General features: G+C 58.0%; 20 protein-coding genes and 1 pseudogene. 8 read left to right on the plus strand and 13 right to left on the minus strand.

The window, feature by feature from the left end; genetic code table 11:
* Positions 1-60 precede the first annotated feature (60 nt).
* Entirely contained in the window at positions 61-228 is a 168-nt protein-coding gene (locus P3T24_RS17355) for a hypothetical protein (protein WP_167379364.1), read from the minus strand.
* Positions 229-445: 217 nt separating this feature from the next.
* On the opposite strand from P3T24_RS17355, the gene P3T24_RS17360 reads away from it, so the two are divergent.
* Complete coding sequence (locus P3T24_RS17360; protein WP_429436338.1) at positions 446-604, plus strand: hypothetical protein; 159 nt, start codon at positions 446-448, stop codon at positions 602-604.
* A gap of 39 nt (positions 605-643) precedes the next feature.
* Here the strand turns inward: P3T24_RS17360 and P3T24_RS17365 are convergent, their stop codons facing one another.
* The 3 genes from P3T24_RS17365 to mnmE form a co-directional block, all read right to left on the minus strand.
* Positions 644-769 carry a hypothetical protein gene (locus P3T24_RS17365; protein ID WP_302050848.1) on the minus strand — a complete coding sequence of 42 codons (126 nt, stop codon included), beginning with the start codon at positions 767-769 and terminating at the stop codon, positions 644-646.
* A gap of 563 nt (positions 770-1,332) precedes the next feature.
* The gene (locus P3T24_RS17370) at positions 1,333-2,562 is read right to left on the minus strand and encodes a tyrosine-type recombinase/integrase (RefSeq protein ID WP_074262992.1); all 1,230 of its coding nucleotides are present in this window, start codon (positions 2,560-2,562) and stop codon (positions 1,333-1,335) included.
* 169 nt (positions 2,563-2,731) lie between these two features.
* Positions 2,732-4,132, minus strand: a complete 1,401-nt coding sequence (gene mnmE / locus P3T24_RS17375) for a tRNA uridine-5-carboxymethylaminomethyl(34) synthesis GTPase MnmE (RefSeq protein WP_429436340.1) — start codon at positions 4,130-4,132, stop codon at positions 2,732-2,734.
* A 371-nt stretch (positions 4,133-4,503) separates the two neighbouring features.
* On the opposite strand from mnmE, the gene P3T24_RS17380 reads away from it, so the two are divergent.
* Complete coding sequence (locus tag P3T24_RS17380) at positions 4,504-4,911, plus strand: XRE family transcriptional regulator (RefSeq protein WP_122152983.1); 408 nt, start codon at positions 4,504-4,506, stop codon at positions 4,909-4,911.
* Positions 4,912-5,040: 129 nt separating this feature from the next.
* Here P3T24_RS17380 and yidC read toward each other — a convergent pair whose 3' ends face one another.
* The 4 genes from yidC to rpmH all read right to left on the minus strand — a co-directional run bounded on the left by yidC (position 5,041) and on the right by rpmH (position 7,725).
* Positions 5,041-6,696 (minus strand): membrane protein insertase YidC, encoded by a 1,656-nt coding sequence (gene yidC / locus P3T24_RS17385; RefSeq protein WP_429436343.1) that lies wholly within the window; start codon positions 6,694-6,696, stop codon positions 5,041-5,043.
* Between the two features lie 30 nt (positions 6,697-6,726).
* A complete protein-coding gene (yidD, locus tag P3T24_RS17390) occupies positions 6,727-6,957 on the minus strand; it encodes a membrane protein insertion efficiency factor YidD (RefSeq protein WP_074262996.1) in 231 nt (76 codons plus the stop codon).
* Positions 6,958-7,078: 121 nt separating this feature from the next.
* Positions 7,079-7,576: a ribonuclease P protein component gene (rnpA, locus tag P3T24_RS17395; RefSeq protein ID WP_429436345.1), complete on the minus strand. Its 498-nt coding sequence runs from the start codon at positions 7,574-7,576 to the stop codon at positions 7,079-7,081.
* Between the two features lie 14 nt (positions 7,577-7,590).
* The gene (rpmH, locus tag P3T24_RS17400; protein ID WP_004198824.1) at positions 7,591-7,725 is read right to left on the minus strand and encodes a 50S ribosomal protein L34; all 135 of its coding nucleotides are present in this window, start codon (positions 7,723-7,725) and stop codon (positions 7,591-7,593) included.
* 382 nt (positions 7,726-8,107) lie between these two features.
* Between rpmH and dnaA the strand changes: the two genes are divergently transcribed.
* The 6 genes from dnaA (at position 8,108) to P3T24_RS17430 (ending at position 19,098) form a co-directional block, all read left to right on the plus strand.
* On the plus strand, positions 8,108-9,679 hold the full coding sequence (gene dnaA, locus P3T24_RS17405; protein WP_429436347.1) for a chromosomal replication initiator protein DnaA: 1,572 nt from the start codon (positions 8,108-8,110) through the stop codon (positions 9,677-9,679).
* A gap of 305 nt (positions 9,680-9,984) precedes the next feature.
* The gene (gene dnaN, locus P3T24_RS17410) at positions 9,985-11,088 is read left to right on the plus strand and encodes a DNA polymerase III subunit beta (protein ID WP_074262999.1); all 1,104 of its coding nucleotides are present in this window, start codon (positions 9,985-9,987) and stop codon (positions 11,086-11,088) included.
* Positions 11,089-11,202: 114 nt separating this feature from the next.
* Complete coding sequence (gene gyrB, locus P3T24_RS17415) at positions 11,203-13,674, plus strand: DNA topoisomerase (ATP-hydrolyzing) subunit B (RefSeq protein WP_074263000.1); 2,472 nt, start codon at positions 11,203-11,205, stop codon at positions 13,672-13,674.
* Between the two features lie 826 nt (positions 13,675-14,500).
* Positions 14,501-17,284, plus strand: coding sequence for a type VI secretion system Vgr family protein (locus P3T24_RS17420; protein ID WP_429436350.1), 2,784 nt, complete (start codon positions 14,501-14,503; stop codon positions 17,282-17,284).
* Between the two features lie 3 nt (positions 17,285-17,287).
* Positions 17,288-18,691 carry a LysM peptidoglycan-binding domain-containing protein gene (locus P3T24_RS17425; protein ID WP_429406656.1) on the plus strand — a complete coding sequence of 468 codons (1,404 nt, stop codon included), beginning with the start codon at positions 17,288-17,290 and terminating at the stop codon, positions 18,689-18,691.
* Positions 18,688-19,098 (plus strand): hypothetical protein, encoded by a 411-nt coding sequence (locus tag P3T24_RS17430; protein ID WP_429406658.1) that lies wholly within the window; start codon positions 18,688-18,690, stop codon positions 19,096-19,098. The genes P3T24_RS17425 and P3T24_RS17430 overlap by 4 nt, the downstream gene beginning before the upstream one ends.
* Before the next feature lie 80 nt (positions 19,099-19,178).
* Here P3T24_RS17430 and P3T24_RS17435 read toward each other — a convergent pair.
* The 5 genes and pseudogenes from P3T24_RS17435 to P3T24_RS17455 all read right to left on the minus strand — a co-directional run.
* Positions 19,179-19,334: pseudogene (locus tag P3T24_RS17435) on the minus strand (IS21 family transposase); the annotation flags it as partial.
* Positions 19,335-19,623: 289 nt separating this feature from the next.
* Positions 19,624-19,911: a PAAR domain-containing protein gene (locus P3T24_RS17440; protein ID WP_429406659.1), complete on the minus strand. Its 288-nt coding sequence runs from the start codon at positions 19,909-19,911 to the stop codon at positions 19,624-19,626.
* Between the two features lie 96 nt (positions 19,912-20,007).
* Positions 20,008-21,000, minus strand: a complete 993-nt coding sequence (locus tag P3T24_RS17445; protein ID WP_429436352.1) for a hypothetical protein — start codon at positions 20,998-21,000, stop codon at positions 20,008-20,010.
* Positions 21,001-21,087: 87 nt separating this feature from the next.
* A complete protein-coding gene (locus P3T24_RS17450) occupies positions 21,088-21,945 on the minus strand; it encodes a hypothetical protein (RefSeq protein WP_429436354.1) in 858 nt (285 codons plus the stop codon).
* The gene (locus tag P3T24_RS17455) at positions 21,935-24,757 is read right to left on the minus strand and encodes a hypothetical protein (protein WP_429436357.1); all 2,823 of its coding nucleotides are present in this window, start codon (positions 24,755-24,757) and stop codon (positions 21,935-21,937) included. Before P3T24_RS17455 ends, P3T24_RS17450 begins: the two co-directional genes overlap by 11 nt.
* Positions 24,758-24,827: the final 70 nt, after the last annotated feature.

Genomic DNA, 24,827 nt, shown 5'->3' on the forward strand with positions numbered 1-24,827 from the left:
TTGAGGCTCAACGCGTAGTTTCACGTAACGGGCCCGTTTGCTGCCCGATTACGCACGGCGTCAATGCCGATGACGCATCCAGTCCACGTGATGCGTGTCCAGCCAGCGTTGCCGGCGCTCTCCACGATCGCCGCCGTCGCGACGGTGATGCGAAGAAACCCACAATGCTATGCCCACCACGGCCATGACCAGTGGTCCGAGCAAATAAGCCATCACCGATTCAGTCATAGGACCCTCCGTCGAGGTCGTGACCGCAGCTACAGAGAATGGCTGTATTTTAGGCGATTCGCGAGCGAAAGCATTGCTTTAAACGCCTGGATTCCACGGTACCGATTGGCGCGGTCAGTGGGTCCGGATCAATGTCCTGGTAATTGGACGCTCGCCTGTTAAAAGCGTCAGCCGCGACCTAAGATAAGTATCGGGGGCATACCGATACGAGGTGGCCATGGACGAGACCATGATGGGCGTCGCGCTGGGTTTCTCGGTGCTGTTGATCGCATCGTTATTCGTCGTCGCGCACTACCGGCGTGAACACCTTCGACAGTGTCTGATCCGCAGCATGCACGGGCATCGTCTGCACGACTTCACGCGCTCGCGGCACTGATGCGCGATGGGGAGCGATGACCGCGAGCGTCATCACGCATCAGCGGATATTGTGCTTCTCAAACCACCTGATAAGCCGATCGCGGTTGATGTGAGTCGCGCGTATCGCGGTGCCGAACACGATGAGAATGGTCGCCATCGAAATGGCCAGCATTGACTCGGTCATGGATGCCTCCCTCAAGCACGTAACCTTGCTTGCAGTTTAGGCGTTCCTGGGGCACCAACAAAAAGGCCGCCAAATCGGCGGCCAAAAAACGGTACTACATGCGCGGGGGATCACGCACGGTAGGGACTCTAAGCCATTGCAAAAGAGGATGTGGCCGAAGCGCCGCAGAGGTCTGAGATTTGTCGGATTCGGACTGCATCCGCGGTCGATCACTCGCACATGCCCGCCAGGATGGCGTCAGACGAATTGATCTGGACCGCTAACGTTTGCGCGAAGGTGTGCACTGCGAAATGTCCGATGAAAGCGGAGAGGTGTCATTCTGGCGTCATTGGGTTCGCGTGTTGCGGAGTTGAGGGTGGTCTTCTTTGCGGGAAGGGTTCGCTAACCGTCGGGCGTTGGTTGTCGGAGTATTTTTTTACCTAAAATATAACCTAGTGAATTCGACAAAAATGCTTATCTGAATTGAGTTTGACGGATATATGGCATGTACTGTGTACCAACCTGGGCCGCAACGTAGCCCGAGTGAACCGCTCACTCCTGGCGCAGCGTAAGGTGGCCAATGCCTAAGAGGCGGCCCGGGATCGATTGCTCTCACTCTGTGGCTCGTCTGCGATCTGCGCTTCTACGAAATCCGCCCATCGTTGCAATACGTTGCGCTGGTTGGCCGCGTCGTCCGCGCGCGTCGGCTCGTTCGCAGCCTCTTTTGAAGCGCGTGCGAGCGCTCTCGCGATGACATCTGCGGGTTGATCCATCGCGAGCAAATGGGCTTCCGCGGTACGCCGGAAATCGTGCAAAACGAAATGCTCAACATCGAGTCCGAGCGCTTTCACCGCCTGATTGAGGGTACTTTTTGCGATGGGGCGATCGTCACCTCTGACGGTGGGGAACACGAAGGTTCGGCTGCTTTTCGTTTCGCGTAGTTCGCGCAGCATCGCCACCGCCTGGCGCGGCAAATACACTTCATGTGCGCGGGCATTTTTCATTCGGGCGGCGGGAATTTTCCACAGGGACGCTTTCAGATCGAACTCGGCCCAGGTCGCTTCAATCAGTTCGGACTTGCGGACCATCGTCAGTACGAGAAGGTGCAAAGCGAGCTTCAGTGGCCGACGGACGCGCGAAGCATCGATCGCGCGCAATGTCGTGCCGAGTTCCTCGGCGGTGAGCACGCGCGTTCGGCTGTCCGGTGTGGCGATGAAGCGCGCGGGAACAGTTGTCGCAGGATTGTGGGTGGCGAGTTGCCGGGCAATCAGGAATTCGTAGAGCCGCCTGATCACGTTGCGCGTATGCAGGGCCATTTTGGGCGACCCGCGCAACTTGATCCGTTCGCAAATCGCGAGGACGTCCTCAGAGGTCACTGCGCCGATCGGCTTGCTGCCGATTGCCCGCAGCACGTCTTTATCGAGCGCGCGTCGTGTGGTGCGCTGATATTCGTCGGACTTGCTCGCCATGGCCGCCGACATATACAGCTCGGCCGCGTCGCGTAGAAGGTCGACGCGTTTCTCGGCGCCGCGGTCGCGGCGGGCGGTTGCCGCCGGCGATACGCCGGCCGCGACCATCTCGGCGTATTTGCGCGCCCGTTCGCGCGCGACTCGAAGCGAAATTCGCCGATAGTCGCCAATGGTGGTCAGCGGCTGCCGTTTGCCGTCGAGCGTATAGCGAAAGCGCCAGACCTTGTTGCCGGTCGGCATGACCTCGAGCACGAGGCCATTGCCGTCAGCGACGGAGTAGCGGGTTGCGCGGGGCTCCATCGCGCGGATCTGCGTTTCGCTGAGGGGAGGGACGATTTTGGGCATGCCTGGATCGCTTTCGTTGGTACACAGCGCATTGAAAAACGCGGAAAAGACACTCTGTGTACCAAAAGGCGCTGTTTGATAATGCCCCGAAGTATAGCGATTGGTTGTTATTTCAGGTCGAAAAATATAGGCCTGAAATGAAAATATGAGGCCGAGACACGGCGGCCAACTATTTCCCAATACAAAACCGGCTAAAAATCACTCCCAAAAGATCGTCGGACGTGAACTCACCGGTGATGGAATTCAGTTGCTCCTGAGCAAGCCGCAATTCCTCGGCGAACAGGTCGAGTGCCTGCGCGTTCTGGTCAGCATGCTGCGCAGCCGTTGCCAAGTGTTCCTGCGCTGCGCGCAGGGCGATCAGATGCCGCTCGCGTGCGAGGTATACGCTCTCCGCGCCGGCCTGCCAGCCGGCGATCCGCAGCAACTCGGCACGCAGTAACGCGATGCCGTCACCCTGTTTCGCGGACAGTCGCACCTCGCGCAGATCGACGCCTTCCGCCTCATCCAACGTACGCACAGCCGGAGCGATGTCCGTCAGATCGGTCTTGTTCATCACCCGCAGCACCGGCACACCCACCGGAAAACGGGCGGCAATCGTATTGTCCTCGGCGTTCATGCCGGTGCGTGCATCGAGCAGATGCAGCACCACGTCCGCGCGCTCAATCTCGTTCCACGTGCGCTCGATGCCGATCTTCTCCACCTCGTCCTCGGTTTCGCGCAATCCGGCGGTGTCGATCACATGTAGCGGGATCCCTTCAATCTGGATGGTTTGCGCGACCTTGTCGCGAGTCGTGCCGGCGATTGGCGTGACGATGGCCAGTTCGGCGCCGGCAAGCGCATTGAGTAGCGACGACTTGCCGACGTTTGGCTGACCCGCCAGCACCACCGAGAGCCCCTCACGCAGTAGTGCACCCTGACGCGCTTCATTCAGCACGTGGGCGAGTTGCTCGCGGATCCGCGCGAGCTTGCCGCGTGCATCCGCGGCCTCCAGAAAGTCAATTTCTTCTTCCGGAAAGTCGAGCGTCGCTTCGACCAGCATCCGCAGCGTGATGACGTCTTCGACCATGGCGTGGATGTCACGCGAAAACGCGCCTTCCAGCGAGCGGCCCGCCGAGCGCGCGGCCGCCTCGGTGCTCGCCTCGATCAGATCGGCGACAGCCTCGGCCTGGGCCAGATCGAGCTTGTCGTTGAGGAAGGCGCGGCGGGTGAACTCGCCCGGTTCCGCTAGCCGCAGCCCGACCGCGCGGCCGGCGTCGATGCACCGCTGCAGTACCAGTTGCAGCACGATCGGCCCGCCGTGGCCCTGCAGCTCGAGTACGTGCTCGCCGGTGTACGAATTCGGCGCCGGAAAATAGAGCGCGATGCCGCGGTCGAGCGCGTCGCCGTGAGCGTCGAGGAAGGGCACATAGCTCGCGTGACGCGGCGCGAGGATTTGTCCTGTGAGCGCTTGCATGAGCGGCTCGGCCGCAGCCGCGCCGGCACGCCCGAACGAAATCCGGACCACGCCGATTCCGCCACGACCGGGCGCACTAGCAATGGCAACAATGGGATCGGAATCGGTGGCGAGCATGGGATTGGGCGCGGCAGCAGAGGAAACTGGAAGAACGAAAGGCCCTACGAAGGGCGCGAGGCATTGTAACGCGAGCGGTTCGCGGGGCTTCCGCCGAGGGCGACAACGAGGTATTCCGGCGTATTAGGCGCCTTTTATTAGACAAATACGGATTTATCTCATTTACGATAAGATCAGTCTTCGGATAAATAAGACTATCTGCGTGGATTGGATTCGCCAAACGGCCACGGCAGAAGGAAAAAAGCGCAAACTGAGTAAATTGCGCAAGGCGTTATCTGGCGCTTATCTTGAGCTAAAAATAGCGTAAATGCGCTAAATTGTAGCCTAAGCAGTTGTCCACTGTTGGCGCGCCGGATTGCACAATTTGGCTCATGCCGACCTCCAAAGAAAAATCAGCGTTCGCCAAAAGACTGCAAGATCAGATTGCCCGGAAGAACATCAAGGGTGGGACTCAACTCGCCAGGCAATTCAATCTGCTGCATCGCGGCGAGGCGCCTGTGTCGCCGCAGACCGCGCATAAGTGGCTGACGGGCCGAACCATTCCTACGCCGGACAAGCTGCAGACCTTAGCCGATTGGCTAGGCGTTGGTGTGCATTGGCTGCACTATGGGCCTCCACCGCCGGTGGGCGCCAAGTCGAAGCCACTCGCGCCCGGGGAGAAATACCCCCTTACTCCGGAGGCGATCGAGCTCGCCTCGAAGATCGAAGCGCTGGATCCGAAGGATCGCCATTTCCTCGAAGAGTTTGTCGAGCGGCTTTACGACACCGGCAAAGAGTGACTCCGACGCGCCGACCGTGTGCGAATCCAATGAAAAAGCCGCCCGGCGCAAACCGGGCGGCTTTTTCTCAACTGACTTGAGCGGAAAAGCGAACCCGCTCTGGGTTCGCTCCGGCAATTCAGACGGCGCTTACGCCGCCTTGGCCTTCGGCTTGCCCATCATCCGCGTGATGTAGTACTGCTGGGCGATCGACAGCACGTTGTTGACCACGTAGTACAGCACCAGACCAGCCGGGAAGAAGAAGAACATGACCGAGAACGCGATCGGCATGAACATCATCATCTTGGCTTGAACCGGATCCGGCGGCGTCGGGTTCAGACGCGTCTGCAGGAACATCGAGACGGCCATCAGCACCGGCAGGATGAAGAACGGGTCTTGCTGCGACAGATCGTGAATCCACAGAATCCACGGCGCGCCGCGCATTTCCACCGACGACAGCAGCACCCAGTACAGCGAGATGAACACCGGGATCTGGATCACGACCGGCAGACAGCCGCCGAACGGATTGACCTTCTCGGTCTTGTACAGCTCCATCAGCGCCGAGTTCATCTTTTGCGGATCGCCCTTGAAGCGTTCGCGCAGGGCCTGCATACGCGGCGTGATCGCCTTCATGCGCGCCATCGACTTGTAGCTGGCGGCCGACAGCGGGAAGAACACGGCCTTGATCAGTAGCGTCAGCAGCACGATCGACCAGCCCCAGTTGCCGACGTAGCTGTGGATCTTTTCCAGCAGCCAGAACAGAGGCTTGGCGATGATCGTCACCCAGCCATAGTCCTTCACGAGCTCCAGACCCGGGGCGATGCCTTCCAGCATGCGCTCTTCTTCCGGACCGGCGAACAGCCTGGCGGAGACGTCAGCCGACTGGCCCGGCGCGATGGTCGGCACCGCTTCCTTGACGCCCACCCGGTACAGCGACGGATCGATCTTGTTGACGTAGATGTCGCGCTTGACGCCTTGCTGCGGAATCCATGCCGTCGCGAAGTAATGCTGCACCATGGCGATCCAGCCGTTATCGGCCTGGTTCGCATAGTCTTCCTTGTTCTTGTCGATGTCGCTGAACGTCATCTTCTGGAAGTGGTGCTGATCCGTGTACACAGCCGGCCCAATAAACGTGTGCGAGAAGCGCGGCGTTTCCACCGGCTGACTATCGCGCACCAGTTCCATATAGACGGTCGGCGTCACCGGCGTCGTGCCTACGTTGACGATCTTCGTATCGACGCCGATCACGTAGCTGCCGCGCGTGAACGTGTACGTCTTCACGACCTTCACGCCGCCCTTGACCGGCGATTCGAAGCTAAGCGAGAACGACTTGGCGTCGCCCGTCAGATCGTGCGGCTGGTTGGGCGCCGGCGTATAGATGTCCGTGTGGTTCGGGAAATCGCCGCCCAGCAGACCCGTGCGCGCCAGATACGTGTGATCTGCGGTGTGGTCGAACAGGGTGATGACGAGGTCCGGCTGGTTGCCACTGCCCTTGTTGATCAGCGACAGCTTCGACAGCGTACCGCCGCGCGTGTCGATCTCGCCGCTATAGACGTCAGTCGTGAACGGGATCAGTTGGGCCTGGGCAGCGGGCGCGGCGCCCGGAGCGGAGGTGTCGGTCTGCGGCAAATCGGCAGGCTGGGTTCCCGGCGTCGTTGTGCCCGGTGCTGCGCTGGCCGCGGTTTGCGTCGGCGTGGCGTTCGGGAAGAACATCGACGGGCGTCCGTGGTCGCGCTGCCAGTTGTCGAACAGCATGACCGCTGACATGAAAAATATGACCCATAGGACGGTGCGTTTGATATCCATGCGTTGTCTCAGTGTCGATGGAACGGCGCGTCAGCGCTTTTCAGAAGTGGGAGGCGGGACAAGATCGATGCCGCCCGCCGAAAACGGGTGACAGCGGCAAATGCGCCTGGCGGCGAGATAAGTCCCGCGCGCGGCGCCATGATACTGGATTGCTTCGCGCGCGTAATCAGAGCAGGAAGGGTAAAAACGGCACCGGTTGCCGAGCAGGGGACTCACGGCAACCTTGTAGAAACGCAATAAAGCGAAAAGTACCGTTTGCATGACTAGTGCGGCCGAGCGGCGCCGCCCAAGAAGGGATACCGGGTGATGCCCAGGCGACCGGGCCGCTTGACTGGCCCCATGAGCGACCAGTCCATCAGCCGCACGAGCATCTCCATAAGCGTCATTGCGTGGCGGGCGCATCCGCGGGCGGCGCCTCACGACGGGCAATTTCGCGTGCTGCCTTGTCGAGCAGCACCTCTATTTCGTTACGGCACAGCGTCTTCAACGGCAGCGACGAAGCGGCAGGCATTGCCTTCTTGTCGAAACGCGTATGCAAGCGCAGCAGCACATCCCAACCGCCAAAGTCTGCGCGACGCAACCGGAAGGCTTCGCGCGCGAGGCGTCGCACCAGATTCCGTGTGACCGCGCGCGGAGCATACTTCTTGCCGATGACGAGACCAAGGCGCGCGTCATTGCCGGTGGGCCGGGCGTACACGACGAAGTGTTCGGTGCGGCGCCACGGGCGCAAACGAAAAACGGATGAGAATTCATCCGTTTTTAGCAGCCTTGCGGCTTTGGGGAAGGCGGCTTGCGCTTGCAACGGAACCGAATCCTGCTGCGGCGCTCCTGCCGTTCCCGCGCTACCGCGGGCGTCGCGTTGCACAGACGGAGCGCGCAATCCGCTCGCCAGCCTTAGATGGCGAGGCGCTTGCGGCCCTTTGCGCGGCGTGCGTTGATGACCTTGCGGCCACCAGCGGTCTTCATGCGAACGCGGAAGCCGTGGGTACGCTTGCGACGGGTAACGGAAGGTTGGTAAGTACGTTTCATGTTGCTCTCACTTGGCAGAGAAATAACCGCGCGAGCATCGCGGAAAGTGCAATGGCCGGTGGTTCAAAAATTGGTTTTCGCGGAACCCGCTATTTAAACCGGTTTTCTTTTGGTCGTCAATAGTTTAGCGTCGTATTCCACAGGCTGGGCCGACGGCAAACGTTTGATCCGTCCCTGTGGATAACTCCCTTTCCTGGATGTTTTGGCGGTAGAATCTCGTCCTACTTCCCAAAAATCCTGCACGCCGCTCCGGCTCGCTTGCCCCGCAAACCCTTGTGGCACAAGCGCCTGGAGCCGTTCCGCCTGGCCGCTCAGGGCCTTGTTGTGTATCTGCAACAAGGGGGCGGGCGGGGCGCCGTGTAAACATAACGACAGCAACTCGATGAACGAATTCTGGCAACACTGTTCCGCACTGCTAGAGCGTGAGTTAACGCCCCAGCAGTACGTGACGTGGATCAAACCGTTGGCCCCGGTTGCCTTCGATGCGGCAGCCAACACGCTGAGCATCGCAGCACCCAACCGCTTCAAGCTTGACTGGGTCAAGAGCCAGTTTTCCGGCCGCATTTCCGATATGGCGCGTGACTTTTGGCACGCGCCGGTCGACGTTCAGTTCGTCCTTGATCCCAAAGCAGGCATGCGCAGCACGGCTGCCGCGCCGGCCCAGTCGCGGCCGTCGCAGTTTGCCGGAAACGCCGGCACGGCTGCCGTGGATGCAGCCGTCGGCGCGGTTCAGGCCGCGCATGGCGCACGTGCTAATGGCGGTGGGCAGGGTGCAAGCGCCGGCAACGGCGCGCATCAGAACAATAGTGACGACGGCGGCGATCTCGATCTGCCCAGCCTCGATGCGAACGAAGCTGCCGCGGCGCGCCGCACATGGCGGCCGGGCCAGAGCGCCGCACAGCAAGGCAGCGCGGAGAGCGACTCAATGTACGAACGTTCGAAGCTCAACCCCGTGCTGACCTTCGACAATTTCGTGACCGGTAAGGCCAACCAGCTGGCGCGTGCCGCCGCGATCCAGGTGGCGGACAACCCCGGCATCTCGTACAACCCCCTGTTTCTATATGGCGGCGTGGGCCTCGGCAAGACTCACCTGATCCATGCAATCGGCAACCAGTTGCTGATGGACAGGGCCGGCGCGCGGATCCGCTATATCCACGCGGAACAATATGTGTCCGACGTGGTGAAGGCTTACCAACGCAAGGCGTTCGACGATTTCAAGCGCTACTACCACTCGCTCGACCTGCTGCTGATCGACGACATTCAGTTCTTCTCCGGCAAGTCACGCACCCAGGAAGAGTTCTTCTACGCATTCGAAGCGCTGGTGGCGAACAAGGCGCAGGTAATCATCACGAGCGATACGTATCCGAAGGAAATTTCGGGCATCGACGACCGCTTGATCTCGCGGTTCGATTCCGGCCTGACGGTGGCGATCGAGCCACCCGAGCTGGAAATGCGCGTAGCGATCCTGATGCGCAAAGCGCAGTCCGAAGGCGTGAGCCTCAATGAGGACGTGGCGTTCTTCGTCGCCAAGCACCTGCGCTCGAACGTGCGCGAACTGGAAGGCGCGCTGCGCAAGATCCTCGCGTACTCGAAGTTCCACGGGCGTGAAATCTCGATCGAACTGACGAAAGAAGCGCTGAAAGACCTGCTGACGGTGCAGAACCGGCAGATTTCGGTGGAAAACATCCAGAAGACGGTGGCGGACTTTTACAGCATCAAGGTCGCCGACATGTATTCGAAGAAGCGGCCGGCGAACATTGCGCGGCCGCGCCAGATTGCGATGTATCTGGCGAAGGAACTGACGCAGAAGAGCTTGCCGGAAATCGGCGAACTGTTTGGCGGGCGCGACCACACGACGGTTTTGCACGCGGTGCGCAAGATTGCCGCCGAGCGTGGCACGGATGCGCAGTTGAACCACGAACTGCACGTGCTCGAGCAGACGTTGAAGGGGTGAGAGAAGGGTAGTTCTTGCGCGTCGCGGAGGCCCGATTTCGGGCTAATGATTCGTGCGAAATCCGGGTCGCGAAAGCGCTGCCTAAAATTTGAGCAAAAAGCAGGAAAAATCGACCTGTTTATTTCGGAACTCGCCCCCATTTTAGGGGAGCGGTTCTGTTTTCAGGCACAATACAGGTTTAACCGCCCGGCGGCTTGGGGCGGATGTACGCCGTGACTGGCGCAGCGTAGCGCCGGCGGGGGCCGGGGCCGCGTGCAGGATTGCCGAGCGAGGCGCGCAGGCCGTCACATCAACGAAGGAAACCTATGCAACTGGTCAAGACCGAACGCGATAACCTCCTTAGGCCGCTGCAAACCGTGAGCGGCATCGTCGAACGCCGCCATACGTTGCCGATCCTCGCCAATTTGCTGATTACCAAGAACGGCCCCGACGTGTCGTTCCTGTCCACCGACCTCGAGCTTCAGATCACCACGCACGGCGACTTCGGCGTGGGCGGCGATTCGGTTGCGACAACGGTAGCGGCGCGTAAGCTGCTCGACATCCTGCGTGCCATGCCCGACGGCCAGGTCACGCTGACGCTGAACGACAAGCGCCTCACCGTGCAATCCGGCAAGAGCCGCTTTGCGTTGCAGACGCTGGCCGCGGACGAATTCCCGACCGTCGCTCAGGCTAAAGACTTCGGTGCGAACCTGGTGGTTCCGCAGAAGACGTTCCGCCAACTGCTCGGCATGGTCCATTTCTCGATGGCCCAACAGGACATTCGCTACTACCTGAACGGCATGCTGCTGGTGGTGGACGGCGACCAGTTGATGGCAGTGGCAACGGACGGACACCGCTTGGCGTTCTCGTCCATGAAGATCGAAGGCTCGTTTGCGCGCCAGGAAGTGATCATCCCGCGCAAGACGATTCTTGAATTGCAGCGCTTGCTGGAAGACATCGACGACACGCTGAAGATCGACATTGCAGCGAGCCAGGTGAAGTTCACCTTCGGTCAGGTCGAACTGGTGTCGAAGCTGGTGGAAGGGAAATTTCCGGACTTCCAGCGCGTGATTCCGAAGTCGCACAAGAACCAGTTCCTGATTGGCCGCGAAGAACTGCAGCGTTCGCTGCAACGTGCGGCGATTCTGACCTCGGACAAATTCAAGGGCGTGCGCTGCATCATCGAGCCGGGCCAGTTGAAGATCATGTCCACCAACGCGGACCAGGAAGAAGCGCAAGAAGAACTGGAAATTGCGTACACCGGCGACAGCGTCGATATCGGGTTTAACGTCACGTATCTGCTCGACGTGCTGGCAAACCTGAAGGTCGACTTGTTGCAAGTGAGCCTGGGTGATGCCAGCTCCAGCGCATTGATCACGATTCCCGAGAACGACGAATTCAAGTACGTCGTGATGCCGATGCGCATCTAACGCGTCCAACATCGAGAAGAACACCAAGGGGCGCAGTGCCCCTTTGGCGTTTTTATGGTGTTTTGAAAAGTCCCGAGCAGCAACCAGGCAGTAACGCAGAACCGGAAAAAATCCATGACTGACACGAACAATTCGCAACCCGATAACAGCTACGGCGCCTCTTCGATTCAGATCCTCGAGGGTCTGGAGGCGGTCCGCAAGCGACCGGGTATGTACATCGGGGATACTTCAGATGGCACCGGTTTGCACCACCTCGTCTTCGAAGTGCTGGACAACGCCATCGACGAAGCGTTGGCCGGGCACTGCAACGATATTCAGGTGATCATCCACGCGGACAACTCGATCTCCGTCACCGACAACGGCCGTGGCGTGCCCACCGGTCTGAAGATGGACGACAAGCACGATCCGAAGCGCAGCGCCGCTGAAATCGTGATGACCGAGCTGCACGCCGGCGGCAAGTTCGACCAGAACAGCTATAAGGTGTCCGGTGGCCTGCACGGCGTGGGCGTGTCGTGCGTGAACGCGTTGTCGGCGTGGCTGCGTCTCACCATTCGCCGCGACGGCAAGAAGCACTTCATGGAGTTCCACCGTGGCGTGCCGCAGAACCGCATCATTGAAGAGATCAATGGCGTGGCCGTCTCGCCGATTCTGGTCACCGGCGACACCGAAAACCGCGGCACCGAAGTGCACTTTCTCGCCGACGAGACGATCTTCGGCAGCATCGAATATCACTACGACATTCTGGCCAAACGGATTCGCGAACTGTCGTTCCTGAATAACGGTGTGCGGATTCGCCTGACGGATCAGCGTACCGGCAAGGAAGAAGATTTCGCGTTCGTGGGCGGCGTGAAGGGTTTTGTTGAGTACATCAACAAGAACAAGGCGGTGCTGCATCCGAATATTTTCCACATCAGCGGCGAGAAGGACGGCGTGGGCGTGGAAGTGGCTATGCAGTGGAACGATAGCTATAACGAGAACGTGCTGTGCTTCACGAACAACATTCCGCAGCGCGATGGTGGGACGCACTTGACCGGCTTGCGCGCGGCGATGACGCGCGTATTGAACAAGTACATCAACGATCACGAAGTCGCGAAGAAAGCGAAGGTTGAGACTTCGGGCGATGACATGCGCGAAGGGTTGTCGTGCGTGTTGTCCGTGAAGGTGCCGGAGCCGAAGTTCTCCGCGCAGACCAAGGACAAGCTCGTTTCTTCTGAAGTGCGGGCGCCGGTGGAGGATGTGGTCGCCAAGGCGCTGGAAGATTTTCTGCAGGAGACGCCGAACGACGCGAAGATCATCTGCAGCAAGATTGTGGATGCGGCGCGCGCGCGGGATGCTGCACGCAAGGCGCGGGAGATGACACGGCGCAAGGGCGTGCTGGATGGCGTTGGTCTGCCCGGGAAGTTGGCGGATTGCCAGGAGAAGGATCCGGCGAAGTCTGAGATTTATATCGTCGAGGGCGACTCGGCAGGTGGATCGGCCAAGCAGGGCCGGGATCGGAAGTTTCAGGCGATCTTGCCGTTGCGCGGGAAGGTGCTGAACGTTGAGAAAGCCCGCTATGACAAGCTGCTTTCTTCGGAGCAGATTGTTACTTTGATTACTGCTCTTGGGTGTGGGATTGGGAAGGAAGACTACAACCTTGAGAAGCTGCGTTATCACCGGATCATCATCATGACCGATGCTGACGTTGACGGTGCGCACATCCGGACGCTCTTGCTGACGTTCTTCTATCGGCAGATGCCGGACATGATCGAGCGTGGGTTTATTTATATCGCGCAGCCGCCGCTTTATAAGATCAAGGCGGGGAAGGATGAGCGGTATCTGAAGGATGCGGCTGAGCTGAATGCTCATATGCTGAAGCTTGCGCTCAATGGGTCGGAGCTTGTGACGGCCGAGGGCGCTACGCCGATCGCTGGGGATGCTTTGGGTGAGCTCGCTCGGTCGTATCTGCTCGCGCAGGGTGTTGTCGATCGGTTGAGCCGGTTGTATGACGCTGGGGCGCTTGAGGCTGTGATGGATGGCGTTGTGCTCGATCTTTCTTCGGAAGAGGCCGCGGAGGCTTCGGCTAAGGCGTTCGAGGCCAAGCTCAGGGATGATGCGCTGAAGCCTGAAGTTCGAGTTACGACTATGTATGACCAGGTGCGGGAGCTCCGGTCATTGAAGGTGTCGCGGACGCATCACGGGAATCAGAAGATTTCCGTTCTGGATGAAGAGTTTCAGTTGACCGCGGACTATCAGCAGCTTGTGACTACGGCGCTGACGTTTAAGGGGTTGATTGGCCCGGGCGCTGTGATCAAGCGTGGTGAGCGGAGTATGGCCGTTAATGACTTCAAGAGTGCTATGAAGTGGTTGATTGCTGATGCTGAGCGGAATGTTTCCAAGCAACGCTATAAGGGTCTCGGTGAGATGAACCCTGGGCAGCTTTGGGAGACTACGATGGATCCGGCTGTGCGCCGGCTCCTCCGAGTGCAGATTGAGGATGCTATTGCGGCTGATGGGATTTTTACTACGCTTATGGGGGATGATGTCGAGCCGCGTAGGGCTTTCATTGAGTCTAATGCGTTGAGGGCGGGGAATATTGATGTTTGAGGGTAATTTTTCTGCAGGGAAACGGAATCGTTGGACTAACACCAGGTTAACTGGACTCGAATGTACGGGAATGATTAGATTTTCGTGCTCCTCATCAGACAACACCGGACGGTAGGTGCGCGCCGCATGTGTTGAAGGGTGCGGTTCGGCTGTGGTTGGCTCAAATTACCGGATCGCCTAACTCGAAGGGTTGCAGGTGAAAAGCCTGTAACCCTTTTTCGCACTTGGGTCTGGGGCAAAGTCGCCATGGAGGTGGTCTCGATCAACATCGCGGATGTCGATGTCACACATTTAGCGAAAGACGTGCCACAAAAGTGAAAATCGCGTGCTTAATTAGTGAGAATTTCCGTACGGTGTTGCGCGATTTGCAGAGCAACTGCATACGTGAGAGCTAATGTGAGCCCCATGCATGATGCGGTCCGTGTGTCCGGCGGGAGGACGACGTGACTAAAGATGTCGAAGCATCTAGGACGGCTGAAGGCCCTGTTAGATAGGAACGTGCCCAAGGCGTCCAACACGTCCCCCGGAAAGTCCTCGGCTCCTGTTCACTACATAACAGCGCCGTTGGGCCGTGACGTTTTCCAATGCCCGCCATCCCCTGCCGACCGAGGATGAGGGTGTATTTTATCGAACAGCGTTGGACATGCAATCGGTACTGATTTTCACGAAATACGAAAAAATTTCCCATTATTCGATTCGCATGAAGGACGCGCGAAATTAATCCCGGGACTTTGTTGTTTAACATTTAATAACTGGCCGATTTTTTCGATATTCCGTAAAATCGCGCTTATGCGCGGGGGCGCGATAGCCAACAAGAAGAGGCGGTATGGGTGCGCAAGACCTAATCGGGGTAATTACTGGCGGACTCGCCCAGAGTGACCGTCTGCTGAAGCTGGATACTTCACTGGGAAATAATGTCCTGGTGCCTCAGCGCGTCGTGGGTCATTCACGAATTGGTCGCCTCTACGAATTCACGGTGGATGTCGTATCGACATCCGACACGATTGAACTGAAAAGGCTGATTGCCCAGCCCGTGACCCTATGGATTCAGCAAACAGACCGATCCTATCTGCCTCATCACGGCTACGTGCATACAGCCCGTCGCCTTGGGTCCGATAGCGGCCTCACAAGTTTTCAAATCGCGTTTGCATGCTGGATGCATTTCCTGCGTTTTCGCAAGGATGCACGAATCTGGCAGGACAAACCCGCTGACGAAATCCTGACTGATGTATTCAACATGCATCCGCAGGCACAAGGAGCATTCCGTTTCGCGTTGAGCAAGCCGCCGCCGACGCGCTCATTCTGCGTGCAATATGAGGACGACTGGAATTTCGTGCAACGACTCATGGAAAACGAGGGCCTGTTTGGTTTTTTCCAGCAGGCGAGCGATGGCAAGTCGCATACGCTGATCGTTACGGACAGCCTTGATACGTTTCAGCCGCTTTCGCCGCAGACGGTTGATTTCTATCGTGCCGGCACGAACAGCGAAACGGATGCTCTTGTTCAGTGGTCGGGCACCCGGACATTGCAAAGCACGCTATTGACCACCCGCACCTTCGATTACGCGTCGCCCACTTTGCCGTCCAATCCGAAGGGCACGAATATCCCGACGCTTCCCGCTCAGGGGAATCTGCCTCAGCAAGCCGAAGTATATGAATACACGGGCGCCTATACCTACGACAAACAGGACCGGGGCGACAGCCTGTCCAAAATTCGCATGGAAGAGTGGGAATCCCGGGCCAAGCGTTTTTTCGGCTCCGGCGGCGTGCGGGGTGCGGATGCCGGCCTCTGGTTCCAGCTGGACGATCATCCTGCGCACGTCACGGATAGCACCCAGAACCGGCAGTTTGCGATTATCGAGACCGCATGGTTCGTTGAGAACAACCTGCCGGCGTCCGGCCAGGCTGTGGATTTCCCTCATAGCCTGAAGAGCGAACTGACGGCAGTCAGGGCAAACCACGCCACCGGAGATGGGGCGAAGGTCAAACACGCCGACGGCAGTGAGGGCTACTTCCTGGTCGAAATCGAAGCCCAGCGCAAGGCTGTGGCGTTTCGTAGTCCGTTTGAGCATCACAAGCCGGAAATGTCGCTGCAGTCAGCAATTGTCGTGGGGGCTGCCAACCAGGAGGTCTACACCGACTCGCTGAACCGCATCAAGGTGCGCTTCCACTGGGACCGGCTCAACAACGGCGACGAAAAGGCATCATGCTGGGTACGCGTTGCCATGTCCGATACGGGCAGCGGATACGGCGGGGTTCACGTTCCAAGAGTCGGCGAAGAGGTCCTGATCAGCTGGGTAGGCGGCGATTGCGACAGGCCGTTGGTGACGGGCAGGGTCTACAACGGTACGACACAACCCCATTGGCATTCCAACGGGTTGCTGTCCGGCTATAAGTCCAAGGAATATCAGGGCAGCGGCTATAACCAGATGGTGATGGACGACGCGACAGGTCAGAATCGCGTTCAGCTTTATTCAACGAGCGCGAATGCGCAATTGCATCTGGGGTACCTCATTGAGCAGTCGGGTAACGCGAGAGGAAGTTACCTGGGTAGCGGCTTCGATCTGAAGTCCGACGCCTACGGTGCCGTGCGGGCGGGTCAGGGCCTGTACGTCACCACCTATCCTGCGAGCAGTCAGCCGCTGGATGCCCGGCAGGCAACCTCGCAACTGGTGAGTTCGGAGAGCGTGCTTGAGACGATGTCCGATGCCAGCACGACGAGCCAGGCAGAAAGCCTCAAGGATGGCCACGACGCGCTGAAGTTGTTCACGGACGCGACGCAGAATAGCGTGTCGGGCTCGTCATCAGGTGGCAATACGGCTGGCGGCGGCGCCGGAAGCGCGAATGCGTTCAAGGAACCGGTCATGCTGTTCGGTAGCCCGTCAGGCATCGCTCTGTCCACTCAGAAATCCGTTCACGTTACGAGCGATGCGCAGATCAATCTTGTCAGTGGTCAGAGCACGCATATCGCAGCCGGCAAATCGCTGATCGCTAGCGTTACGGAAAAGCTCAGCCTGTTTGTGCAGAACGCCGGGATGAAGCTGTTTGCGGCCAAGGGTAAGGTGGAAATTCAGGCCCATTCGGACAACATCGAGGTTACTGCGCAGAAGACACTGAAGTTGCTTTCTGCAACCGAAACGATCGAAATTGCGTCAGCGACTGGCATTCTGTTGACGAGCGGCGGCGGTTATATCCGCATCCAGGACGGCAACATCGAGATCCACACTCCCGGTATGGTCGACATCAAGGGCGCAGAGCACGCGTTTGCGGGTCCGGTGCGCGGCAATTATCCGCTACCGGATCTTCCTCAAACTACGCCAACCACGTATAGCCAAAAACCAAGTTTCCGGGGAATCGATGATGGTAGTTCAATGAGCGAGGTCGACTATCTGCTCTTTACCACTCCGGCGGAAGGCGAGGCAGCAAAGGTTGTCGCCTCGGGAACGTCGTCGGCCGATGGCGCCGAACGCAAGCTAACCGAAGAAAATCCCGATGAACTGGGGCTATTGTTTGGACAGGGTGAGTGGGGCACCTACTACGACCTGGATATCGATCGAAGCGAAGCGGATGCCGCCGATACTGGCGTGACGGATGGTGACGGAGCAATCTGACAAATGGCAACCGAATACACAGTGCAGCCGGGTGACACGCTTAGCGGGATCGCACGTCAAAATGGCGTGAGCGTCGATCAGATAACCAAACTGAATAACATATCGAACCCGCAACTGATTTACCCAGGGCAAAAGCTGAAGCTCTCGAACCCGCCGCCGCAGGAGGGTAGCGACGCAACTTTCAGTGAGGTGATGATCAGGTTTGTCGACGCGATAGGTGCTCCGATTCGCAACATGAAGACCACGATCGCCACAGCCACGAACAACTTCAATTTCACTACCGACCTGGACGGACTGATCCCTGCGGTTTCAACTCAATCAATTGACGAACTGATTCAGGTGTCGGTCGAGAAGATCGGTGGAGGCATCAAGAAGATTGCTACTCTCAAACCGCCAGTGGGTTTGCATCAAGCCACGATTCGTAGTCCCAAGCTCAAGGTCGAAAGTCCGTTGCGTGTTCATCAAGGCGGTGGTGACCAGGTCGAAAGCGCCCCGCTAAAGCTCCAGCCCGGAGATGTCAAGCACGATCGCAACACGGCGGGTAATCCGGTGGTTAACGTTGGCGTGGAATGTCCGAACAAGGATAATCTACGGCTGGGCGCAAACTCGCAATACCGTGCGTTCATCGTTTCGGCCGCCAATAGTTATAGCCTGCTGCCCCAGGGGCTCGCTGCGTTCTGTGAAGCGGAAGCTGCAAAGAAGCCCGGTCCTGTGAAGGAAGTGCCCGTACTCGACAAGCACGGCAAACCGGTGGTTGACAAACAAGGCAAACCAAAGACGAAGAAGGTTCACGGCAGGGCCGTTGAGTGGGATCCAAGCGTTGTCAACGCGATTGGCGCGGGGGGGCTAACACAATTTCTCGTGGGAACGTGGACCCACCAGGCAACGCTCAAGGGAAGCTACCTTTCGAAAAAGGTCGCTGCAGAAGAGGAAACACGCAACGTCAAGACCTTGTCTAAGACGGATATTCTTGCGATGCGTCTAGATCCAGAAACTTCGATCAACGTTGCCGCGGACTACGCGTCGCAGAATTTGGCCAGTCTGACCAAGAGCGGGGTTGACGTGGCAAGTGTGGCGGATGTCGACAAGATGAAACTGGCCTATCTCGCTCACCACGAAGGAGCAGGAGGGGCTGCGGCTATCATCAATGGCACGCTCTCCGACGATCACGCCGACACGCTGCTCCAGTCACAGTTCAAGACGAAGAAAGACGATGGCAAGGATAAGGCGGACGCCTACCGCAAGAAGACCGGCCTTCAGGGTGCTGCTGCGTATAAGAAGTTTCTTTTCGACTATATCGACGCGAAAATTTCCGTCGATAATTTCGCCTGCGATCCTTCGAAGTTTCCCGCCTCCAAACCGGTTGCCGATATCGTTGCAGCCATCCAACCGAAGAAATCGAAATGAAAAACTGCAACACATGGTTCGTGGCATCAATCCTTGTAGTCGTCAGTTTTGGGGTGCACGCGAACCCCACCTTGTCCTGCGACGCCGATAAGGGCAGCATCTCGCATTCGCTTGAAATTACCGAGAAAGGCAGTGGTGTGCCTGATTTCTCGTATCTGTCGAGTACGCCGTCACAAGGACTTGCGCTGAATTGCACGATCGATTCCACGCTCGTGAATGGCACGCCGACCGTCTCTGGCAGCACGGTGACCTATCCTCTTAGCAGCGGCGATTCCTTAAGTATCACGAAGCAGCCGCATGGCTATCTTCTCGATATGTCGAAGATGGATGCTGCCAACTATTGCAGCGGCATCGTAGCGAAGAAGGTGAGCGTTAGCTACGGGAAGAAGAAGTGCGACATCCGTTGACCTGTAGTTATACCGGTGACGCACGGACATGGCGCACGAAAGCGATGAAGCGGCTTGGACGCGAGCGAATCTATGAAACGATAGGAGCGCAGGAAGAAGGCGTGGCCGCGACCGAGCTTGAGATACGCGACCTGCAGCTTGGTGCGCTCGCCATTGATGACGGCCCAGTCCTCGCTCCAGTCGAACGGGAACGATTTGCCGGCCGCAAACCGGAGCGGAACGAGTATCCTCCGACCGATCATCTTCCAGGATGAAGGAGTCTCTTTCGTCGAAGTGCGGCATAGAGTGACTTCTACTGGGCCGTACTCGGCCGAAAGCTGCCGGCCGGCAACGCAGGATCAGCAGTGACATTTTCTTTATGATCTGCCAACGTCGACCGCCAGTGCATTCGCCCGGCGCTCCGGCGAGATACCTTGCTTGACCGCGCGGCGGATCACGTAACGATCCTGAATCGTTGATCTGGTTCAGCCTGTTGTTGTAGGTGTAGATTTCCCCGTCAGTGGCCACCAAGCATGTAGTGATTTATTATGCATCAACCGACATGAACTGTTGCGAAGCAACTAGCCTTGGCGGCGGATCGCACTTGCAGATGCAAAGATCGTCGCTCAAGGCGGCGTGCCGGCCATCGGGCGCGGTCATCACCTGACGGGGACCGTCACATTTGATTTTGCCCGTCGTATCGCATGCAGGACATTGCACGTCATCGCCCTCGTGAGCGACATCGTGACCTTCGAGCCTGATTGTCGTTGGCGTGGCGATCACTGTACCGTTCGCGGTGGTCTTGTCGGCGTTAAGGATTAGATAGCGTTTCATAAAAGGAGGAGCGCTTTTGGTCGTGTGCCGGCTAAATTGCCGATGGTGTACCCGAGGAGTGAAATCACGTCGGGTCTAGGCAGATAGGGGATGGCATCACGGCTTGATCGCTAGTTGGTTGGCTTTGATCCATCGAAGCAGATGTTTGCCAGAAGCGTTGACATAGTCCACATAAGCCCAGCCGGCCGGCGACTGCTTCAATACCCTCACCGCATTGTTCTGGACCAGATAGGCCCGGCTAGCTTGGACATCGTCAGGTGCCATATAAAGCGTTGCTTTTTGCACCAATATGGTCGCCGCACGACGCTCGCGTTCCATAGCTGCCGGCGCTGGTGTACTGACGGTGCCGTCAGCATTTGAAAACGCGGCGTCGATCAGCCGCGCATCGTTTTGCGCACCTGCCGCATGCAGGGCGGCCGCAATCTTTCCATAGGTTTCGCGATTGGTGGACGACGGCGGATCGCAACGCAGGAGATTGTCGGCACCGGAATCGTCGTCAATTACTGACCGGGGCGGCTGACCGGCGCTGATAGAGCTCAGCAGCCGGCTCGCCGATGGACGGTCGTGCTTTAGCATCACGTTCGACTGATCGTCCGTTCCCCACTGTGCACGCTTGCCGGCCTGCCAGCCCGCTCCGCATATCTCACCAGTTTGATCGGCAGTGGTACATCCTGTGCGCACCTCAATGATGGAACAGTATTCCCGACTCAGTGCGGACTCCGCTTGCTCTGGCCCCGCCGACGCCGCTCCCGATTCGACTCGCCCGATGACAACGAATTGTCCAGACGGCGAGATATCGCTCTCGCTCGGCGGTTCAATTTCTGTACCACCCGCGTTCGATTTGCCGGCTCTTGGCAGCAGGCTGAACGTCGCTCCGTTTGGAAAATAAAATATTGCCTGTTGCCAGGTACGTTCGGGCAATGGTGCTTGCGGGTTCGAGGCGTTCCCGTAGAGAATGGCTGCGCCACCCGGCAAAGCGAACCGGAGCGTGGACGATGCTGGCACGGCGGCAGCGCCGGTCAGCAGCGGGACCGTAGCGATCACTGTGCCGATACGAACAGCCTTAAATTTTGAAGTCGTGTTCTTCAAGACGGCATTCCCGCTGTTTGAATTTCGGCGCCACGATTGCTGTCGACGATGATTTGCCGCACACATACTGCCGCCTGCATCAAGTCCTCACGAGCCACCGACAAGATCCGCAGATCGTACCCAACGAACAATCTCGTTGCCGTTGGCCTGCCGATAACGAATCTGCGACCAGTCACCAACCGCGTCAAGCACCACCACTGTATCGCCGCTAATCAGATACCCCATTTTCTTCCCGTCGTCTTTTGGCATGCCGTATAGATAGGCTCGTTCCGCAGCGACGTGGCGGGTGCTCTCATGAGATGAGTGGGCTGTGTCTGCGTTATTCGGCTCGCGCGACGTCGACGCATATTGATGGATCAGCGCAGCAAGATTCGATTGTTGCTGCTCAGTTGGCAGCGCCCCAAAATAATCCTGATCCGACGCGGCAATTCGTCCTTTGGCAGTGTCGACGGTGATGTGCTCTTTATCGTAATGTACATACGTCGGCTCAAAACAGTAACCGTTTTCTGTGTTTGCGGGTCGCTTCTCCAGCAAAACAAAGGTACTTTCCGAAACCTGCCGCGACGACGGTGGCGTGCAATATGGGCGTGAAGCGAACTTGTCCGGCACTGGGCCGGATGGGTGTTGCAGCAAAAACTGCTTCAGTACAGGGCGGCCGTAAACGAGTTTGCGTGCTTGGTTACCTTCCGCGTCCGAGAGGAAATTTGTGTCTTGTTCTTCCGTCCCGGCGTCCTCACACGTCGTCAAAAAAGCATTCCCGCCAACGTTCCATCTTAGCGTCACTGCGGCGTCGCCACACAGCGCCTCAGCTGCAGGTGGCTTGTCATTGACGAAGACGACGCATTCGTTGTTTGCGCAAGCAGACGCCGGGAGTTCGGCGGCGCCAACCATTTCACATGCGAGCAGACAGACGCCCAGCGTCAGCGCAGAAAGTTTATACGCCACATACCCACCTGTTAAGTTTGTCTTTCAGCAATTTGAACTGTGAATTCGCTCTTGCTACTGTTACGCCGTTTTCCGTCGACGTATAAGTTTGCTGAGTTAAGATTCCCATGCGCCGGCTAACGCATAGGGAAACGTATTGCGATCTCGCGGTTTTTGCCCGCTCAACGACAGCCATCTTGATCAAATCAGATTGAGTCTCGATGTCGCCGGCGGTCAGTCGCTGGCGAATCGCTTCCTCGGCACTATCGAGTGAGCGCTGCTGAATGGCCAAATCGAATAGTGCACAGTAGTTCACCACACTGATTCGTTCCAGCAAATCAGGCGCCAAAGATCGCAACAGTGTCAGGCATTTCAGCAGATCCTCGTGTGTTTGCCTTGCGGCCCACTCCACCTGAATTTCCTTGAATGCTTCGACATCGGCCAATTTCTGGAACGGTACCATCCAATCCGGATTGCTAGCCTGTTGTGCGATAGCCCATGCTTTCAAGGGGCCACCTGACGACGACGACAAGGCCGTGTTGAAGTGATCATATTCAGTCTGTGACGGAAAGGCATCGCGAAACGCTTGCGTATCCGCTGCCTGCATTGCTCTCAATACAGGTCCTAGCGTATTCTGTCCCGCGTTCCACTGCACTAGTCCATAAGACATGCCCTGTTGGTCAAAGTTATTGGCGACCGTCGCATAGCGCATAGGTACGCCACCTTCGAACGTAGTCGAGATCGCCAGAGCAATCGTCTGCACATCGATCAATGGCATGCATCCTGCACTATCTGCGAAATTGCCAACTATTCCAACTGGATGCAAGTGATACACAAATGGTGAGGAAAGTGGCTGCAACGCGCTCGCGCAAGCATCCCACATCTGCAAGAGTTTGATCCGCTCTTTCTCCGTCTTCCAGTACGGGAGTCCATCGTGCATGAATGGATCGAGCGCATCCCATTTGCTCATCTGTCCGCCCCACTCGCTCTCGTATTTCACTACCAGATGATCCACACGGTCCGCGCGCCATTTCAGATTCAATGCGGTGAGCAGATCCTGGCCGCCGACCTTACCTTGTTCCTGGCTTTTTGGCGTCAGAATCTCATCCAGCTTGGCAATTAGCGCATCGCCTTTTGCCGCATTGAAACTGGCTTCGAAAGCAATTTTTTCGTCGGCCGTTGCGTTGTCGCCCTTCAGGTAAAGATATCGCTTGTAGAGATCGGCGGTTGCCAGATTCGACGACAACAGCTCGAAACCAGCCCATGCCCATTTGTTTTGCAGCGAGACATTCGGTTGGCCCGATGCGCAAACGAAGCCGTTGACCGTATTCATAGTGGCATCGCCTGCGTCGACTTCGTACCAGGTTTGCTTCTTATCGTCTACATGCTCAGTAAAACCAGCGATGCTGACAACACGCGTGTAGTCACTGGTTCCGGTCGGCGCTGCAGTCAACGACAAGGGAAAGGAATTCCACGCACGCCGAGTGTCATGGCTCGCCACCTCACTGCGCATAATCCAGTAATTCGTCGCGCTGGCGGCCCCGGCCGCCTTGACCTGCACCTTGGTCCACATACCCGCGTGCGGCGCATCATCCGTGAGCGTGACAGCAGTATTCGCTGGCAGCGTCAAATCGCCGTCAGTCTTATAGGTGTATAGATTCGCACCTTTCGACAGCACCAGCTGGGTCTTCGGCTCTTGCGTCAATTGCGCCGCACGCGCCTGGCTGCGCGCAAGGAACGCCTGCAAATCGTCACCTGCGAAAACCTCGACATGCAGCAATGCCCGTTGCGGGCTGGGCGGCAAGGTCGATGCATGTTCGACATTTTGATATTCGCCCAGATAGCCGATCACTTCGCCGGCACCGATGCGAATGGGCTTGGGGAGCAGATAGATACTGTCGAGCGCTTCGGGATCGATCTCACTATCGAGCCAGGGAAGAAATACCCAACCATGCGATGCGTCTTGGGGCACCGCTTTCCCTGGCACAACCGGGACGATGTCGCCGGAGACGATACTTGAGATGCGCCCCCAGTTCTTCGGCGCATGCGCCGGACGTTGAATCTTGACTTTGGTGCCCGACGGCAAAATGCCGATCTTCTCCCCTGCATGACCATGGTTGTCGCGATGCACATGCGAGCCGGTGACTGGTTCCCCGGCCTTGACGTTCTCCTGCTGATCGGTGGCTCGCTTATCGCTGACCGTGTAAAGCGGCTCGGCGTTGTAGTAGCTCGGCCAATTTTTCTTGTTCTTGTCCTGTTCCGAACGCTTGTACACCGAGCAGGGTGCCAGATGCATATACAGGCTGAAGAAAACTAGCGAATCCGCCGGGTCCGTGCTCAGCTTGTTCGGTTCGTTGTTTGCAGGCGTTGTCGTCGGCGGTTGCGCCGGAGGATTGCTCGGCGGATGAGGTACGTTGTTCGGCGTATTTGGCGAGGTGGGGGCATTCGGCGTATTCGTTGGCGCCGCGGGCAAGGTCAGCTTGTGCTTGACCAATGTGAAGCTTCGCGAATACAGCGCCGTCGATTTGTCTGGATAAGACAAATGCTGGTAGTCGCTGTCGAGCCGGTAAGCCACGACCACACCATCGGCAATGCAGCGCACACCGCCGCTACGGTCCATCGCGCTATCGGCTGCCGTCGGCGACCTGCCAGTCTGATCAAGGTGAATCCCCCCATGCCATAGACCGTTCAAGCCCAGCGGGAAAGGGCCATCGCTCCCCTGGAGCGCGGCCAGATAGGCGTCCGGGTTCACCGTTCCTGTCGCACTTTTCTGCGGAAAAGGATAGGCCCATTGCGAAACCGGGGTTAACGTATCGCCATTGTCGGCTGCCATGCTGTAAGTTTCCTGACTATTCTCATAAAAGCGCTGCATGCGCGCAGGGCACGCAGCCACTTCGCCAAGC

Source organism: Paraburkholderia sp. GAS33, from assembly GCF_050436645.1.
GTDB lineage: Bacteria > Pseudomonadota > Gammaproteobacteria > Burkholderiales > Burkholderiaceae > Paraburkholderia > Paraburkholderia phenazinium_B.